Source organism: Castellaniella hirudinis (assembly GCF_042651965.1).
In the GTDB taxonomy this organism is placed as follows: Bacteria; Pseudomonadota; Gammaproteobacteria; order Burkholderiales; family Burkholderiaceae_B; genus Castellaniella; species Castellaniella hirudinis.
Genome location: NZ_JBHSDY010000005.1, coordinates 134,834 through 150,680, shown reverse-complemented (window position 1 = coordinate 150,680; position 15,847 = coordinate 134,834). Strand labels below are relative to the sequence as shown.

The following is a 15,847-nucleotide window of genomic DNA, read 5'->3' as shown; positions in this document are numbered from 1 at the left end:
GTTCACAACATCGACCCCTATCCCTCCGGCCGGGATCAGGAATTACCCTAATGTTGTATCCGGACGGAGAAGTTGGATTCAGATCGCGGGTTCCCGCATGTCCATTGGCCTCGCGCCAGGCACGCGGATGCCCAGATTCTCTCATGACAGCCGGTATTGCGCCGCGCTAGACTGCGACATGCTGAACATCCTCTGGCTCGGGTTCTTCCTCGTCGCGGCGGCGGCCGCACTGTTCCAATGGCTCGTCCTGGGCGATCCGGGCGTGTTCGCCCGCCTGATCGCCAGCCTGTTCGACATGGCGGATCTGTCGGTCAAGCTGATGCTGATGCTGTTCGGCACGCTGACCTTGTGGATGGGTTTTCTGAAGATCGCGGAATCGGCCGGACTGGTGGCCGGCCTGGCGCGGCTGCTGGGACCGCTGTTCCGCCGCCTGATGCCGGAGGTGCCGGCCGGGCATCCGGCCCTGGGCCTGATCACGCTGAACTTTGCCGCCAACGCGCTGGGGCTGGACAATGCCGCCACGCCGATCGGGCTGCGGGCCATGCATGCGCTGCAGACGCTGAACCCGGAACCCAAATCCGCCAGCAACGCACAGATCCTGTTTCTGGTGCTGAACGCCTCGTCGCTGACGCTGCTGCCGGTGACGATCTTCATGTACCGGGCGCAGCAGGGCGCGGCCGATCCGACGCTGGTGTTCCTGCCGATTCTGCTGGCGACCTCGGCCTCGACTTTGACGGGCCTGCTGGCGGTGGCCTTCATGCAGCGGCTGCGGCTGCACGATCCCGTGGTCCTGGCCTGGCTGGGCAGCGGCGCGCTGCTGCTGGGCGGCTTCATGGCGCTGCTGGCCTCCATGAGCGCCGCCGCCGTGGCCGCCCTGTCCTCGCTGCTGGGCAATCTGACGCTGTTCGGCATCTTGGTCGCTTTCCTGATCGCCGGCGCCTGGAAACGCATTCCCGTCTACGAAAGCTTCATCGAGGGCGCCAAGGACGGTTTCGACGTCTGCAAGGGGCTGCTGCCCTATCTGGTCGCCATGCTGTGCGCGGTGGGAGTGCTGCGCGCCTCCGGCGCACTGGACGTGCTGCTGGACGGCATCCGCTGGCTGGTGCATGCGGGCGGCCTGGACGCGCGTTTCGTCGACGCCCTGCCCACCGCCCTGGTCAAGCCTTTTTCCGGCAGCGCGGCGCGCGCCCTGATGATCGAGACCATGCAGCACTTCGGGCCGGACAGCTTCCCCGCCCTGCTGGCCGCCACAGTCCAGGGCAGCACCGAGACGACCTTCTACGTCCTGGCCGTGTATTTCGGCGCGGTCGGCGTCCAACGCGCGCGCCACGCCGTGGGCTGCGCCCTGCTGGCGGACCTGGCAGGGGTGCTGGCCTCGATCGGGGTGTGCTATTGGTTTTTTGCATGAAACCGGACATGAGAAGCCCTTGCGAGCTATCTCATATCTGTCGAATCGGAGCGGCCTACGGACCGCGACGTGGAGGGCTGCCTCAAGCAGCGACGGTAATCCCCGGCGCATGTGCGCGCCGAGCTGGCCGCACGACGATCTCGACTTGCTGGTCCAGTGAGACCAACGCCTGCATCAACCGCTCCAGAGAAATGTTCTGGAGCTTATATCGACGGATCTGAGAGACCTTGGGCTGGGTCATGCCAGTGATTGTCGCCACGGCCATCTGGTTCAGGCCGCGCTGGTCGATCAAGGCATTGAGCTTGAGAGCGAGTGCTGCCTTGGCGGTCAGTTCCTCAGCGTCATCAAACCCTAGGTCCAACAACACGTTATCCGTGCCTTGGGGGAGATCGTTGAAACTCATAATGTCCTCTCGCCCGTTCCATGACGGGCCAATGCTGCCTTCAGGCGTTCACAAGGGACGGAAAGGTCCTGCTCAGCACACCCCGAACTCAGCCTGCCACCCCCACACTCGCCAAAGCCTGCAGCGGACCGGCCGTGCGGATGGCGTCTATCTGGGCCGGATCGCGCACGTAGATCGTGCCGCCGAAGGACAAAGCGTTCAAGGACACGCCCTGGAAATGCTCCTGGCTGCGCGGCAGCACCAACATCCAGCCGTCGCCCACCAGCATATTGCAGGGCGGCAGCAGGCCGTCTGCGCCGGAGCGCAGGTCGAGCGCAGCGCAGGCCTGACCGAAAGCGATCAGCATGGCGCGGGCGCTGGCCTCGGCATGGGCCCCCAGGCCGGCGTCCACGCGCACGAAGCAATGGGCCAGGCCCAGCGCGGGATGGCGGACGACGGTGCCCTGCGCCTGCCCTGCCGGCAGGCCGGCCCCCAGGGCGCGCAGCGAGGCGTTGCCCGGGGCATCGGGAATCCATTGGACGTGCTTGTGCCGCTGGCTGGCGCCCGCAGCGGCGCCGCCGTTATAAAAGCCCAGGCCGCCCTGAGCCGACAGGACGAAGGCCAGGGCCTGGAAGTCGATTTCTTCCAGGGGCGAAAGCTGTTCCGCGAACGTGCGCCGGGCCAGCACCAGATGGTGCAGGCACACGGGGAATTTATTGAGAATGGCCGAGTGATGATCCCCGACCGGGCCCACGAGCAAGGCAGGGTCGGGTTTCAGGAAGGGATTGAAGTCCGGGTCGCGCGGCCCGCCCGGCAGGGTCACGGCGGCGGTACTCGGAGAGGCAGGCTGCCCTGCCGCGGCGCCCTGCTTCGCCGCGTCCTTGGCCGCCAAGGCGGCCACCCAGCGGACGATGAAGGGCAGGCCCCGGTCCTCTATCACGACCTGTTCGGCCTCGATGGGCTGCAGATCGCCGGAAGCGATGGCCTGATCGCTGCGCGACCGCACGGCATCCATGAAGTTAGAATGCATATCTCTCCCCTGCATGAGCAGACCCGGCTCCGCCGGCCGCGCCGACGGGCTCGGCACCCGGACGACAAGATCATCCGATTGTAGGAGATCGTCGTCAAAGATGTCTGATCGGGGGATGAAAACCGCATATGGAGGCGTCTCATGTTTTCCCGCTCATACACGCGCACCCTCGCCCGAGGCGCCCTGGCAGCGGGCGCAGGCCTCTGGCTGGCAGGCTGCGCCAGCATCACCGCCACCCCGCCGGGCACGCCGCTGACCCAGGTGACGGCGCAGTTTGGCGCGCCGACGCTGCAATGCGTCGACCGCCAGGGCCACGACCGCGTCGTCTGGTCCCGCCAGCCGCTCGGACAATACGCCTGGGGCGCCACGGTGGATGCCCAGGGCCGCGTCCAGAAGGTCGAACCCATTCTGACGGACGAGCACTTCCAGATCCTGAAGCAAGGCACATGGACGGCGGACCAGGTGCGCTGCGAATTCGGACCGCCCGCCATCATCGACACGGCCGGCCTGCCCAACGTGCGCCAGATCGTCTGGAGCTACCGCTACAAACAGGACCACGTCTGGAATTCGCTGATGTACGTGTTCATGGGGCGCGCGGGCGACCAGGTGACCAAATTCCACCCGGGGCCGGACCCGATGTACATCTACGACGACAGCTTCCCGAGGCGCTAAGCCGTCTCAAGCCAGCGGTTTCTGCCAGGCGGCCAGCACGCCGGCCGCGAACAGCACCGCAGCCGATACAGCCAGCCCGAAGGACAGCGAGCCGGCCAGGTCGCTGATCCATCCGCAGGCCGCCGGACCGATCGTCTGGCCGATGGCGAACAGGCTGGTGGCGACCGCCATGGCGTTGCCCCAGGCCGGCCGCGCCAGATTGCCCTTGACGAAGCCGGTCACTGCGGACGGCACCATGAAGACACTGCCGCCCACCAGCATTGCGGACAGCCAGATGCCCGCCAGATCGGGCAGGATCAAGGGCAGCCCCGCACCCGCCGTCAACACGAGCAGGGCCGCTCCCATGGGCAAGCCGTCCCGGCGCCCGTTGAACAGCCGCGCCCAGAGCACCGGCGCCAGCAAAGTCGCCACCCCCAGCAGCCCCCACATCACGGAGGTGGCCATGGCCAGACGAGTCGTATCGGCCGTGTGCTGCCGCACCCAGGCCACCATGAAGGTCATGTAGGCGATGTAGCCCAGACCGAAAATGAAATAGGCGCTCAGCATCGGCAGGCAAGGCCGCCAGGGCCACCGGGCGCTGTCGCGCGAGGACGAGGGCTCGGCAATGGCCGCAGCGGCGCGGATCGCGGCAACGGCGCACGGCAGACAGACGAGCCCCATGGCGATCCACGCCGCCGGCCAGGCGACCGTCCCCTGCCATTCGAACAGCCACGGCAAGGCCGCGCCCGTCAGCAGCATGCCCAGGCCGCCGCCGCTGAAAAAGATCACAATGGCGCGCATGCCCAGCACCCCCGCCAGCACGCCCCCGCAAATGAAAGCGCCCGCTCCGCCGAACCCGGCCGCGAAGCGATAGACGCTCAGCCAGAAGAAGTCCTGCGTCAATCCGCTGGCCAGCACCGCGAGCGTCGTCAGCGCCATGCCGCCCATGAACAGTCGCCGGTTGCCCAAGCGCGCCACGAAGTGGATGGTCAGCAGGGAGCCCAACAGATAGCCAAGCGCGTTCGCAGTATTGAGCCAGCCAGCCTGCGCGTAGTTCAGTTGCAGGTCCACCCGCATCGCCGGCAGGATCAAGGCGTAGCCGAAGCGCGCGAAACCCACGGCGACCGCCGAGCCGCCGGACAGCGCCCAGGCAAGGACGGCCGGCCTCATGGCTGCTCTCCGGCGCGCCGCGCCGCGCCGGATTCGGCTGCGTCAATCAGTGTTTCAAGCGCGGCGCGGGCCGCCCGCACAGGCGCGTCGTCATAGCCGATCTGGGCGGCAGCGACGGCGCCGTCCCACAGCAACTGGCATTGCAAAGCAAACAGGTCGGGCGCGCGCCACCCCGCCTGCGCCGCGATCCGCTCAAATTCCTCAATCATGCGCCGCTTGTGCCGCATGGAAATCTCGAAGCCGGGATGCGCCGGATCGGCCAGTTCGACCGCCGCGTTGATGAAAGCGCAGCCGCGAAACCCGGGATCGTCGATCACGCGATCGAGATAGTCGAAGATGGCCAGGATCCGGCCGCGCGGCGTATCGGCCTCTTGCATGGAAACCTGGATGCCTTCGAGGCGGCGCGCCCTGCGCATGTCGAGCACCGCGCTGATGATGTCGTTCTTGGACTTGAAGTGATGATAGAGCGTCATCCGGGCCACGCCGCTGGCCTCGATGATCTCGTTGACACCCACATGGTTGATGCCCTTGCGATAGAACAGGTCCGACGCGCAGGACAGAATGCGTGAACGGGCAATTGAAACAGTACCGGCTGGACGCGCCATGGCGGAGGCTCTCGAATCGGATGATGATTAATTATACATACCAGTCTGTATAATTAATAGGAAAATATACCCACACCCGACTGCCTGATCACCAAGCTGTTTTCCAAGCCCGAAGCGCGAGCAGGCCGGGCCGGCGCGAACCGCCGTCAGTTCCCGTTCCCGACCGACCGCCGATCGTCCAGCGACCGGACCGCCGGCAACACAGTCTTGTCCCAGGCGCTGTAGCCGAAGGCGTGCCACACGACTTTGTGGCGCACGATGACGTCATACGAAGGCACGGCCAGGTTGGCCTTGCCTTTGCCTGCGCGTTTGTCGTACAGCCAGGCCAACGCCCCGGGATAGAGATCCCCGGTTTCCGCGTCGGCGATCCGCGATCGTTCCACCACGTAATAGCGCACGCCCGGATGGGTATCCGCATACCGCGCGATTTCGCCCTGCCCTCCCAGGGAGCCCTTCCAGCGTTGGCAGAACACGCAATCCTTGGCCGAATGGACCAGAACCACCACCTCATCATCGGGGCCGACGCGAGCTCGTGCCAACCGGTCCGCGAAATCAACCTTGTGACGCGATCCGGCCTCGACGTCGGGCCCGCCGGAGGCGTCGTCCGCCGCCTGGGCGGCGGGAGCACCCGCGCCCAGCATCAGGACGCAGGACAGGAACAGCCGGAATCCGGAGACGGTCAGCTTCATGGTCGGCTCGCTGGCAAGAAGGGACGAGAGCTACCGCGAAAGTGTACGCCCGCGGGCGACCGATGGATGAGCCGACTCGAAAAAATCGATCGGCCAAAACAAAACCCGCGGAACCGAGGTTCGGCGGGTTTCGGGATCCGGCGGGTCGGCGCCGGGAATTGCTGGGACGGAGGCATCCCCAAGATGTCCCGAAAGCCCTGATTTTCCTAGCTTTCGCCCTGACGCAAAGACCGTGTACCAACAAAATGCCCATCAAGTGATGCTCACACCATCTCATTTGAGGGAAACTATATGTACACGGAACACGAAGTTGCATTGCTGTTGGAAGTCCGGGTAAGCCAAGTCCGCCGCTGGCGGGATGGATATCTGGCAACGGGTCGGAGGGTCGGCCCGCCATTTCGCATCGAGGATGGCCGCGTCTGCTATCCCGACGATGCGCTCCACGCATGGCTCACAGGAGCCGCGACCGATTAACCCCCCGGTCCCGCCCCGGCATCCGTCGGGGCTGTCACTATGCTGGAGTATGCCCCATGACCACCACCACGACGGCGCACCGCCGCAACACCCAGTTGTCGGACACGGCCTGCCGCGCCGCGAAGCCTGCCGACAAACCCTACAACCTGCCCGATCAACGCGGCCTGTACCTGCGCGTGATGCCGACGGGCGGCAAGTTGTGGCGCTGGAACTACCGATACCACGACAAACAAAAGACGATGACTTTCGGCATCTACCCTGATGTGCCGCTGGCCCTGGCCCGGGAACGCCACGACGCCGCCCGTAAGCTGCTGGCGGCAGACCATGACCCCATGGCGGAACGCAAGGCCACCAAAGCGGCCCGGGCTGCTGCCGCTGAAAACTCATTCGAGCGTGTAGCCCGTCAATGGTTCGACCATTGGAAGCCGTCGAAAAGCCCCGCCCATGCTGGGTACGTCATCCGGCGACTGGAGGCAGACGCTTTCCCCCTGATCGGGAAATTGCCTGTCTCCGAAATCCCCGCATCCGCGTTCCGGGACGTTGCCAAGCGGATCGAAAGCCGCGGGGCGCTAGATGTCGCAAAGCGAGTCCTCGAAACCTGCGGACAGGTCATGCGGTACTCCGTGGCCCACGACCTCGCGCCCCGCAACACAGCGGCGGACATCAAGCCTGCCGACATCCTGCCTGCCCGCTCGAAAACGAATTACGCCCGGGTAGACACAAAAGAACTACCCGCCCTGCTGCGGGCCATCGACCGATACAACGGACGCATCCGTACCCGGCTGGCTATGCAACTGATGGCCCTGACGTTCGTCCGAACTGGCGAACTGATCGGTGCCCGCTGGGATGAGTTCGACCTCGACGCGGCCCGCTGGACGCTTCCTGCCGACAGAATGAAGATGCGCACCCCGCATATCGTGCCCTTGTCGCGGCAGGCCCTGGCAGTCCTGGCCGACGTGCGGCAACTGACCGGGGATAGCCCGCTGTTGTTTTGCAACGACCGGGACCACCGCCGCCCCATGTCGAACAATGCCATCCTGGCCGCGCTCGATGCGATGGGCTACAAGGGCAGGATGACCGGCCACGGGTTTAGGGGTGTGGCCTCGACCCTGCTGCATGAGCAAGGCTGGCCCCACGAGCATATCGAACTGCAACTCGCCCACCAGCCGCGCAACGCCGTATCGGCTGCCTACAACCACGCCCTGTACCTGCCCCAGCGGGCCGCGATGATGGATGCATGGGGTGATTTCCTCGACGGGCAACGGGCGGATAACGTCGTGCAACTGGCGCGGGTGGCGTAATCAAGGGAGACCGTATGGCCATTAAGAATCCAGTCTCCTTCTCGCGTATCGTCTCCGTCGAACCACTGACGGCAGATGAAATGCGGGCCATCCAACAGGCCCTCTGTAAGCCGGGGATTGATACCAGTCACCACGAACAGGAGATTGCGCACCTGATCGCGCAGTTTCGAGCAAAACGGGCAGTCATGCAGGGGCCGACGTTGCGCACCCAGCAAGCGTACGCCCGCCGCCTGCGTAAGTATTACAAAAGAACCCAGTCTCTGCCTGAACCCCAGGCGGTCCCCTTCATGGTGAAAGCCGCCGTAGTAAATGGCGCCCCTGTCGGGACTGCCCTGCAAGAATATGAACAGCAGGTCTCTGCCACGAGGCACACCCCCGGACAACCCGCGCAACCGGACCGCGACGCCCTGATCCGGAACCTCTACAACCTGTTTCACAGCACAGGGGCGTCCCGGCCCCACGCTGAGCAGAAAACCAGGGATGTATTAGTTGCCTGCGGAATTTTCCAACAGGACCAAGACCCCGACAGCAACCAAGACCCTGGGGGCATGCGCCGCGCCCGCAACCGCGCCATCAAGCGCATGAAAAATCGCAAATAACTGCACCCCACCTATTCCCTGACCTGCCTCACACTTGGTTCCAACTCCCCACTCGTACGGGAGAATCTAAGGAAACCAATATGCAAGTCATCCCCACTTATGCACGTTTTCTCCCGGAACGCATGCGCCCCCGCCTCGCCGCCCAATTCCTGGACATGGGTGTCTCCACCCTCTGGGACCGTGTCAAGAACGATCCCGACTGCCCCCAGGGCTACCACGAAGGGCGGATCAGGTATTTCGATACGGTGGACCTGCAAGCCTACGCGGCGCGGCTGAAAACCAGGGCGCTAGACCGTGCAGCGGCCTAAAAGAAAACCCCCGCCGGGCATGACGGGGGTCATTGATTCCACCAAATACGAAAATGGAGAACCCTTATGCATCATAGTACAAGCGGTTACATCAGGCCAACGAGCGCAAATGCTGCCCAGATGACGGATGCAGCCTACTACCGTGCCCTGAGCGCACTCGAAATCTACAAGTGTGGGCCTGATAAGCGGGTTGCCCTGCTGGGGGTCCCGTTCGACGGGAATGGGCTGGCAGTCCGGGTATGCGGGAACGCTGTATGCACCACTTACACCCTGACCGCCGATGATGTCGCTAGCCTGGAGTCCCTCGCTAGCTGGTGCCGTGGGCATGATGCGGCCTGGGCAATCCACCCGCCCCGACTGATGGCGCTGCACAATAAGGCGCTGGCATGGTTCGACCGCCTGAGTGAATACACCCGTCCCGACTGGGCGAACGGGTACCGTCGCGCCCCGTTGCCTCCCAGTTTCAAGAACCGGCACGGGTTGACGTCGATCCCTGGGGGGATGTGATGACGGCCCACGCATCGTTCGCAGAACGTGTCCGCCCCCTGGTCGCCGCAGGCATCCCCGTTTTCCCCTGCGACGCCGACAAGCGGCCCCTGACACGACACGGGTTCAAGGATGCGTCCGCCGACCCCGACCAGATCGCCGCCTGGGATCAAATGCACCCCGACGCGCTGGTAGGCCAGCCGACGGGGGGCGGGCTGATTGTGCTGGACATCGACCGGAAAAACGGGGCGGACGGCATCAACACCATGAAGGCACGGGGCTACGGGGTGCCGAAGACCTTTGTCTATCGAACCCGGAGTGGCGGGGTGCATTTTTATTTCCGCCTGCCTGACGGTCTGTCGGCCCGTAGTTCAGCGGGGCAACTCGGTCCTGGGCTGGATATTCGCGCCGATGGAGGCTATGTCATCCGCCACGACCTGGAGGGGTTGCCCGCCGCAAACGAAGGAGTCATGGCAGAGGCCCCTCAATGGCTGCTGGACTTTGCGACGAGGACTACGCCCCCCGCTATCGTGCATATCCCGTCGGGCTTTGCGAACAACGACGACTTGAGCGCGGGACTTTACCCACAGGTAACCCCTGACCGGATCGCTGCATGCCTGGATGCTCTGTCACCGGACTGCAACCGGGACACCTGGATTCGTGTGGGCATGGCGCTGCACTCTGAATACCAGGGCGATGATGTGGGCCTCGACCTCTGGGACGCCTGGAGCGCACGGGCCGTCCACCGCTACCCTGGCGCCGATGAAGTGGCGAAGCAATGGGCCTCGTTCAAACGGGATGCCGGGGGTGTCAGTATCGGCACCCTCATTCAGATGGCCCGTGATACTGGGGCAGTTCTGCCCGACACCACCCCCGTCGCGCCCACACCGACCACCCCGCAACTGCCCGCCCCTGACACCCCGGCACGGTTCCCCGTGCTGGCCGCTGGGGAATTCCTGGCCCGCCCCCCGGCAGAGTGGCACATCAAGGGCCTGATTCCCCGTGCCGGTTTGGTGGTTCTGTATGGCGAATCCGGGGCCGGGAAGTCCTTTGTTGCCCTCGATTTGGCCGGGGCTATCGTGCGAGGGGTCAACTGGCGCGGGATGCGAACCAAGCCGGGGCGGGTTGTCATCGTCGCGGCAGAGGGTGCCGGGGGATTCGGGGGCCGGGTCCGCGCCTATGAACAACATCACGACATCTCGTTTGCATCCCTGCCGCTGGGGATCGTGGATGCTGCCCCGAACCTGATGCAGCCTGCCGACGTTGCCGCCCTGACCCACAGCATTACCGACCGCGGCGGGGCTGATCTCATCATCCTGGACACCTTCGCCCAGATGACCCCCGGGGCCAATGAGAACGCCGGGGAAGATATGGGTAAGGCCCTGGGGCACTGCAAGTTCCTGCACCAGCACACCGGCGCGACCGTGATGCTGGTTCACCACGCAGGCAAAGACACCAGCCGGGGGGCGCGGGGGTGGTCGGGTCTGAAAGCCGCCGCCGATGCTGAACTGGAAGTCTCCCGTAAGGCTGGGGGGCGCATGCTGAAAGTCACCAAGTCGAAGGACGGGGTAGACGGTCTCGCGTACGGGTTCGACCTGGAGACCCTCGTTGTCGGTACGGACGCCGACGGGGATCAGATCACCAGTTGCGTGGTCAAGGGTGCGGCGGTCCCGGTTGAAACCCGCCCACTCGGCAAGTGGGAACAACTCGCAATCGACGCCATGCGTACCCTAATAATTGATCTGGGGTCCAAGGCAGCAGAATCCACCATCATTGCCGAAATGCTGGCCCACGAGGGGCCCCCAGCGGAGGGCCGCGACCGTCGCCGGGAATACGCCTCTAACGGGCTACGAAACGTGTGCAAGGACGGACGACACGGCTACACCCTCGAAGGGGGAATCGTTCGCAGTACTGAGCCGCTGCCGGTTGATGCCGTTTCCGGCAAGAAACGGCAACCGGCGCAAGCCCCGGGTTTTGCCGGCCGTGCCGGTTCCCCCTATAGGGAACCGGCAACCGGCACGGGAGCGGATCAATCGGAAGTACGAATTAAGACAAACTGATCCGCCCCCCCCCCCCCCCCGGATCGCTGCTCCCCCGTGAGGGGAATCGAGGACAAACGATGACCGATGCTCCCAGCGTTGAGAATATCCTGGCACTAGCCGACGACTTCGCCGCCACCCTCTCCGCCCACAATCCGCCCACCCCCGTCATGCCCGACACCCTGACTCGTGCCACCGCGGATCGGCAGACCTCGGACCGCCTGATGGCAGCGCAGTTGCAGGACCTCGACCGGCTGTTCCTGGCCTTCGCAAACCGGGCGGCCACTGCTAGCACCGTACAAGAGTGCGACCTGTACGGGCGGCTGGCCCTGCGCTGTCAGTACCAGGCTGCCGTCACCCTGAAAGCCCTGGCGGGCTGACACCCTGCCACGACCAGACTATTACGCTATGACAACGCGCTGGACAGAAGAACGCCGCAAACGGCAGGCCGAGGCCATCCGCCGCTGGAAGCCCTGGGAGCGATCCACCGGCCCCCGCTCCGCCGAAGGTAAGGCCATCGTATCCATGAACGGGTTAAAGCACGGCGGACGGTCCCAGGCCCGGCAGGCGCTGGCCCGGGCGGTTGCGGCCCTGCTGGAGGGTGTCGGGGGTGACACGGTTACTGCTAGCGGGAGTGCTCCAAATTATTAACCCGCTGATTCAATTGTCGCAAAGTTAGCGTCCGACGAGCACACCCTGACGGCCGTCTGTCGGCGGCCGCAGCCCTTCTAGTATGCATGCAGAAGCGATGCCGGTGGAGCAGATTTCAACTGACGACAAACCTCAGCCTGAGGCAGGCTGCCAGGGATGCGACAACGATCCCCGATCCTACTGTTCGGATGCGTGGGCAGGCGCATGAGCACGTCCTTCAGATAGGCATACGGCGTGCAAGTCGAAGAACTTGCGCCGGGCGTGCGCCATACAACCCACCTCCGTGATGCCCTGGGTAAAGCAGGCCTTGTGGCCGACGTAATAGTCACAGACCAGGCTCCCTGTCCGGTCTCTGAAGAACTCCCGGGCAGACGCTCCGGCGCGGCCTTCGGTAAAGTCGTAGACGACAGCGTTCATATCCTCGAAAACGTCTGGGGGATTCGCTCGCACTGCCAATCAAAACAGCTAACACATGGCACGTATAACCAGCAAGCAGTAGCGTTACGCCGGGCCATAGCGGCGTTGCTTACCGAATTAGAATTTTTGTTGTACTACTCGGCAGTCTCCCGTCAGTACTCTAGACTCGGTAATTCCCACTAACCAGTCGCCCCACAAAGGGTGCTGACTGGCTATAGCGGCTAAGTCGTTTCCTGCGACGTTTTTTCCTTCAGCCGTTCGCCACACCTTCAGCCGCTGATACGCCCCAGTCAATCTATCGAATATTACGATGCTATGTGCGGAAATTGGCGGTGTGGTATCAAAAGTATTGCTGCTTTTATCGTCCGTGATAATTTCCCGCTCAGACCAAGATTTAACGTTAAGGCCTGCACCGCTGGATGTTTGAATAGTTTTGGCTTGAGTGTCAATTATGTAAATAAACTGGCTGTCTCCGGCAAAATACTTCCTCCCTGGCACATCAGAAAAGACACCACATGCGAGCTTTATAGGGCTGGATTTTGAGGAATTATATCCCGTAAGCTGCGGGGATTCTGTGCCGATCATGGGTGGCGATGCTTTCTGCGCAGAATAGACCGCTACAGTTGACAAAGGCTTGTCCGACCAGCCCAAATTCATCATGCAAGCGTTAAATACTTCCGCTCTTTCTGAATTCGCCCTGGCGATTGTGCCTATAGCCATCCCTTGCGCAAAACCACTAGCAAAACTGCTCCCCGGACTTGTACTAGGGGTAACAGTTCCGGTGTAGTTATAGGTGGTATATCCAGTTTGGCCGTTATACCCACTCGCCGAACCGTGGACGTTATAGCTTTGTTGTTCAGGTATATAAATACGAGTGGCTGGCATTGGAACGGCCCCATGGGACACGGCACGACAATAGCCAGAATCTTTCTTTAGCTGATTCTGCTTTGACTCTTCACTTGGAAATTTATCGCTGTACCATGTGGTGGCGCAGCCGCCAAGGACTATGCAGGCAAAGCCAGCCATCAACTGTCGCATGGAGAATCTCCTTCTTCCTGGGCTGCACCATAAGCTGATTTGGATTGAGACATAGCCGTGATTTTCTGCCTATAACCCAAAATATAACCCCATCTGTCATAACGTGACATCGTTGGAGCCCGGGGCATCATATCTCGCGTTGTCACATATTGCAATAATTCAGTATGCTGGTGCTACATACAGCAACAAGCCAGCAGATCGGGCACGGCAAGACTATCCCCGGACTATGCTGGCAACCCTACCCTGGTAGGCATCGGGCAGACGATACGCGCACTGCGGGCAGAATCCGGCCTGTCGCAAGAATCGCTCGCCCACAAAGCCGAGATAGACCGCAGCTACATGGGCGGCATCGAGCGGGGCGAGCACAACCTGACCATCATCAACCTGCAACGCATCTGCAAGGCCTGGATGTCAGCGTTTGGGAACTGGGGTGGATGCTGACATGGTTTTCCTCACTACCCGCCGCGCCGCAACCACGCCCGCAACCGCACCATACCGCCCTGGGATTCCGGCGCTCCCCCTCGCCCTGTATGGCCCGCCGTCGTGATGTGCATTGAAGTCACGAACACCCGGCCATCAGCATCAACGCACTGCATGAAGTTCCCCCCGCCGTGTGGCTCACTGAGGAACCGCCAGCGCACGACGTTTCCGCCGACCAGCGGGGAGGGACCGGACCAGTCTTGACACCCTTCATCCAGTGCCGGGCCTGTCCATTCCTCTGATTCCTGCTTTCGATTCCCGATCAGCGACACATCGACTCCAACCTCTGGGCGCATCGCGGGCGGCCTGTCGTAGTCACTCCATTGGTTCATGGTTGCTCCTCTCCTCTGAGTGAGACGATTGTGACAAGCCACAAAAATCAATTCAAGTTTTTTGACTTCCCGTATATCCGCGATACGTGAGGGGTGGGGGGGTGGGTCCCTACCCCTGGTCCACGGGGGGACGGGGGGTGTACCCCCCACCCTGGCACCCTAACCCGCCCCCCGTCGGGCTGGGGTTTGATGGTACGAAAACTTGCGTTGATGGTATCGGGGGCGGAAAATACCATCCACTGATGGGATATGTTGGTACCGTCTATAGCAGTCTCTGCGGACAAAGAAAAAGCCCTAGAGCTTTGATTCTCTAGGACTTTCAAGACCGTCTTGGACGTTCTTGGATGCATTGCTGGCGGAGACGGAGGGATTCGAACCCTCGATGCGGGTATAAGCCGCATGCTCCCTTAGCAGGGGAGTACCTTCAACCACTCGGCCACGTCTCCAGCAAGACCGGCATTCTAGCACAGGAAGCAGCGGGCGCCGTCAAGCCGGCGCCGCATCAAAACGGCCGATCAGGCCTCGGCCTGGACGGATGCCTGGTCCAGCTCGAAGGCCTTATGCAGGGCGCGCACGGCCAGTTCCATGTACTTGTCGTTGATCAGCACGGAGGTCTTGATTTCCGAGGTGCTGATCATCTGGATGTTGATGCCTTCTTCGGCCAGGGTGCGGAACATCAGGCTGGCGACGCCGACGTGGCTGCGCATGCCGATGCCGACGATGGAGACCTTGGCGACCTTGTCGTCGGAGACGACGTCGCCGGCGCCCACGGCCGGGCCGATCTGGTCCTTGAGCAGATCCAGGGTGCGTGCAAAGTCGTTGCGGTTGACCGTGAAGGAGAAGTCGGTCATGCCCTGCTGCGAGATGTTCTGCAGGATCATGTCCACGTCGATATTGGCCGCGGCCACGGGGCCCAGGATCGAATAGGCCACGCCCGGGGTGTCGGGGACGTTGCGCAGGGTGACTTTGGCTTCGTCGCGGCTGAAAGCGATGCCGGAGACAACGGCGGTTTCCATTTTCTGGTCTTCCTCGAAAGTGATGAGTGTGCCCGAGTGCATTTCTTCGTCGACCGGGATCATGGGATCGGTCAGCGAGGACAGGACTCGCAGCGGCACCTGATATTTGCCGGCGAATTCAACGGAACGGATCTGCAGGACCTTGGAGCCCAGCGACGCCATTTCCAGCATTTCCTCGAAGGAAATGACGTTCATGCGCCGGGCTTCGGGGACGACGCGCGGGTCGGTGGTGTAGACGCCGTCCACGTCGGTGAAGATGAGGCATTCGTCGGCCCCCATGGCGGCGGCGACCGCCACGGCCGAGGTGTCCGAACCGCCCCGCCCCAGGGTGGTGATGTGACCTTCGTCGTCAATGCCCTGGAAGCCCGTGACGACCACCACGCGGCCCGAATCCAGGTCGGCGCGAATGCGGGTATCGTCAATGGAGTGGATGCGCGCTTTCGTGTACGAGCTGTCGGTCCGCACCGGCACTTGCCATCCCGTATAGCTGCGGGCGGCGACGCCCTGGCGCATCAGGGCGATGGCCAGCAATGCGCTGCTGGCCTGTTCGCCGGTGGCGGCCAACATGTCCAGTTCACGCAGATCGGGCTGGGGGGAAATTTCTTTGGCCAGACCCAGCAGGCGGTTTGTTTCGCCCGACATGGCCGAGGGGACGACGACGACCTGGTGGCCGGCTGCGTGCCATTTGGCCACACGCCGCGCAACGTTCTGAATGCGTTCGACGGAACCCATCGAGGTGCCGCCGTATTTCTGGACGATTAGCATGATGCC

At 63.0% G+C, this 15,847-nt stretch carries 15 protein-coding genes, 1 tRNA gene and 1 pseudogene; 8 read left to right on the top strand and 9 right to left on the bottom strand.

The window, feature by feature from the left end; all coding sequences use genetic code 11:
* The first annotated feature begins 178 nt into the window (after positions 1 to 178).
* Positions 179 to 1,408 (top strand): nucleoside recognition domain-containing protein, encoded by a 1,230-nt coding sequence (locus ACFO0J_RS08925; protein WP_376812717.1) that lies wholly within the window; start codon positions 179 to 181, stop codon positions 1,406 to 1,408.
* Positions 1,409 to 1,490: 82 nt separating this feature from the next.
* On the opposite strand, the gene ACFO0J_RS08920 is transcribed toward ACFO0J_RS08925, so the two are convergent.
* Both ACFO0J_RS08920 and ACFO0J_RS08915 read right to left on the bottom strand, forming a co-directional pair.
* On the bottom strand, positions 1,491 to 1,811 hold the full coding sequence (locus tag ACFO0J_RS08920; RefSeq protein ID WP_376812716.1) for a helix-turn-helix domain-containing protein: 321 nt from the start codon (positions 1,809 to 1,811) through the stop codon (positions 1,491 to 1,493).
* An 88-nt stretch (positions 1,812 to 1,899) separates the two neighbouring features.
* Positions 1,900 to 2,820 (bottom strand): ATP adenylyltransferase family protein, encoded by a 921-nt coding sequence (locus ACFO0J_RS08915; RefSeq protein ID WP_376812715.1) that lies wholly within the window; start codon positions 2,818 to 2,820, stop codon positions 1,900 to 1,902.
* A 141-nt stretch (positions 2,821 to 2,961) separates the two neighbouring features.
* Between ACFO0J_RS08915 and ACFO0J_RS08910 the strand changes: the two genes are divergently transcribed.
* Positions 2,962 to 3,492 carry a hypothetical protein gene (locus ACFO0J_RS08910; protein WP_376812714.1) on the top strand — a complete coding sequence of 177 codons (531 nt, stop codon included), beginning with the start codon at positions 2,962 to 2,964 and terminating at the stop codon, positions 3,490 to 3,492.
* A 6-nt stretch (positions 3,493 to 3,498) separates the two neighbouring features.
* Here ACFO0J_RS08910 and ACFO0J_RS08905 read toward each other — a convergent pair whose 3' ends face one another.
* From ACFO0J_RS08905 to ACFO0J_RS08895, 3 genes are all read right to left on the bottom strand, one after another.
* Positions 3,499 to 4,641, bottom strand: a complete 1,143-nt coding sequence (locus ACFO0J_RS08905) for a YbfB/YjiJ family MFS transporter (protein ID WP_376812713.1) — start codon at positions 4,639 to 4,641, stop codon at positions 3,499 to 3,501.
* Positions 4,638 to 5,246 carry a TetR/AcrR family transcriptional regulator gene (locus ACFO0J_RS08900; protein WP_376812712.1) on the bottom strand — a complete coding sequence of 203 codons (609 nt, stop codon included), beginning with the start codon at positions 5,244 to 5,246 and terminating at the stop codon, positions 4,638 to 4,640. The genes ACFO0J_RS08905 and ACFO0J_RS08900 overlap by 4 nt, the downstream gene beginning before the upstream one ends.
* A gap of 146 nt (positions 5,247 to 5,392) precedes the next feature.
* Entirely contained in the window at positions 5,393 to 5,935 is a 543-nt protein-coding gene (locus tag ACFO0J_RS08895) for a hypothetical protein (protein WP_376812711.1), read from the bottom strand.
* Positions 5,936 to 6,465: 530 nt separating this feature from the next.
* Between ACFO0J_RS08895 and ACFO0J_RS08890 the strand changes: the two genes are divergently transcribed.
* The 5 genes from ACFO0J_RS08890 (at position 6,466) to ACFO0J_RS08870 (ending at position 11,522) form a co-directional block, all read left to right on the top strand.
* Positions 6,466 to 7,710 (top strand): tyrosine-type recombinase/integrase, encoded by a 1,245-nt coding sequence (locus ACFO0J_RS08890; RefSeq protein WP_376812710.1) that lies wholly within the window; start codon positions 6,466 to 6,468, stop codon positions 7,708 to 7,710.
* 14 nt (positions 7,711 to 7,724) lie between these two features.
* Positions 7,725 to 8,309 (top strand): hypothetical protein, encoded by a 585-nt coding sequence (locus ACFO0J_RS08885; RefSeq protein WP_376812709.1) that lies wholly within the window; start codon positions 7,725 to 7,727, stop codon positions 8,307 to 8,309.
* Positions 8,310 to 8,431: 122 nt separating this feature from the next.
* The gene (locus ACFO0J_RS08880; RefSeq protein WP_376812708.1) at positions 8,432 to 8,617 is read left to right on the top strand and encodes a hypothetical protein; all 186 of its coding nucleotides are present in this window, start codon (positions 8,432 to 8,434) and stop codon (positions 8,615 to 8,617) included.
* A gap of 506 nt (positions 8,618 to 9,123) precedes the next feature.
* The gene (locus tag ACFO0J_RS08875) at positions 9,124 to 11,163 is read left to right on the top strand and encodes an AAA family ATPase (protein ID WP_376812707.1); all 2,040 of its coding nucleotides are present in this window, start codon (positions 9,124 to 9,126) and stop codon (positions 11,161 to 11,163) included.
* 59 nt (positions 11,164 to 11,222) lie between these two features.
* Entirely contained in the window at positions 11,223 to 11,522 is a 300-nt protein-coding gene (locus tag ACFO0J_RS08870; RefSeq protein ID WP_376812706.1) for a hypothetical protein, read from the top strand.
* Positions 11,523 to 12,009: 487 nt separating this feature from the next.
* Here the strand turns inward: ACFO0J_RS08870 and ACFO0J_RS08865 are convergent.
* Together ACFO0J_RS08865 and ACFO0J_RS08860 are read right to left on the bottom strand one after the other, a co-directional pair.
* Positions 12,010 to 12,219 (bottom strand): annotated as a pseudogene (locus ACFO0J_RS08865) (IS66 family transposase); the annotation flags it as partial.
* Between the two features lie 108 nt (positions 12,220 to 12,327).
* On the bottom strand, positions 12,328 to 13,248 hold the full coding sequence (locus tag ACFO0J_RS08860) for a hypothetical protein (protein WP_376812705.1): 921 nt from the start codon (positions 13,246 to 13,248) through the stop codon (positions 12,328 to 12,330).
* Positions 13,249 to 13,356: 108 nt separating this feature from the next.
* Between ACFO0J_RS08860 and ACFO0J_RS08855 the strand changes: the two genes are divergently transcribed.
* Entirely contained in the window at positions 13,357 to 13,689 is a 333-nt protein-coding gene (locus ACFO0J_RS08855; RefSeq protein ID WP_376812986.1) for a helix-turn-helix domain-containing protein, read from the top strand.
* Between the two features lie 724 nt (positions 13,690 to 14,413).
* Here the strand turns inward: ACFO0J_RS08855 and ACFO0J_RS08850 are convergent.
* Positions 14,414 to 14,506, bottom strand: a tRNA-Ser gene (locus ACFO0J_RS08850).
* A gap of 69 nt (positions 14,507 to 14,575) precedes the next feature.
* Positions 14,576 to 15,844, bottom strand: coding sequence for an aspartate kinase (locus ACFO0J_RS08845; protein WP_376812985.1), 1,269 nt, complete (start codon positions 15,842 to 15,844; stop codon positions 14,576 to 14,578).
* Positions 15,845 to 15,847: the final 3 nt, after the last annotated feature.

What these genes read in the sequence shown, in the direction of transcription:
- ACFO0J_RS08925 (WP_376812717.1), top strand. Translation starts at nt 179, where the DNA reads ATGCTGAACATCCTCTGGCTCGGGTTCTTCCTCGTCGCGGCGGCGGCC.
- ACFO0J_RS08920 (WP_376812716.1), bottom strand. Translation starts at nt 1,811, where the DNA reads ATGAGTTTCAACGATCTCCCCCAAGGCACGGATAACGTGTTGTTGGAC.
- ACFO0J_RS08915 (WP_376812715.1), bottom strand. Translation starts at nt 2,820, where the DNA reads ATGCATTCTAACTTCATGGATGCCGTGCGGTCGCGCAGCGATCAGGCC.
- ACFO0J_RS08910 (WP_376812714.1), top strand. Translation starts at nt 2,962, where the DNA reads ATGTTTTCCCGCTCATACACGCGCACCCTCGCCCGAGGCGCCCTGGCA.
- ACFO0J_RS08905 (WP_376812713.1), bottom strand. Translation starts at nt 4,641, where the DNA reads ATGAGGCCGGCCGTCCTTGCCTGGGCGCTGTCCGGCGGCTCGGCGGTC.
- ACFO0J_RS08900 (WP_376812712.1), bottom strand. Translation starts at nt 5,246, where the DNA reads ATGGCGCGTCCAGCCGGTACTGTTTCAATTGCCCGTTCACGCATTCTG.
- ACFO0J_RS08895 (WP_376812711.1), bottom strand. Translation starts at nt 5,935, where the DNA reads ATGAAGCTGACCGTCTCCGGATTCCGGCTGTTCCTGTCCTGCGTCCTG.
- ACFO0J_RS08890 (WP_376812710.1), top strand. Translation starts at nt 6,466, where the DNA reads ATGACCACCACCACGACGGCGCACCGCCGCAACACCCAGTTGTCGGAC.
- ACFO0J_RS08885 (WP_376812709.1), top strand. Translation starts at nt 7,725, where the DNA reads ATGGCCATTAAGAATCCAGTCTCCTTCTCGCGTATCGTCTCCGTCGAA.
- ACFO0J_RS08880 (WP_376812708.1), top strand. Translation starts at nt 8,432, where the DNA reads ATGCGCCCCCGCCTCGCCGCCCAATTCCTGGACATGGGTGTCTCCACC.
- ACFO0J_RS08875 (WP_376812707.1), top strand. Translation starts at nt 9,124, where the DNA reads ATGACGGCCCACGCATCGTTCGCAGAACGTGTCCGCCCCCTGGTCGCC.
- ACFO0J_RS08870 (WP_376812706.1), top strand. Translation starts at nt 11,223, where the DNA reads ATGACCGATGCTCCCAGCGTTGAGAATATCCTGGCACTAGCCGACGAC.
- ACFO0J_RS08860 (WP_376812705.1), bottom strand. Translation starts at nt 13,248, where the DNA reads ATGCGACAGTTGATGGCTGGCTTTGCCTGCATAGTCCTTGGCGGCTGC.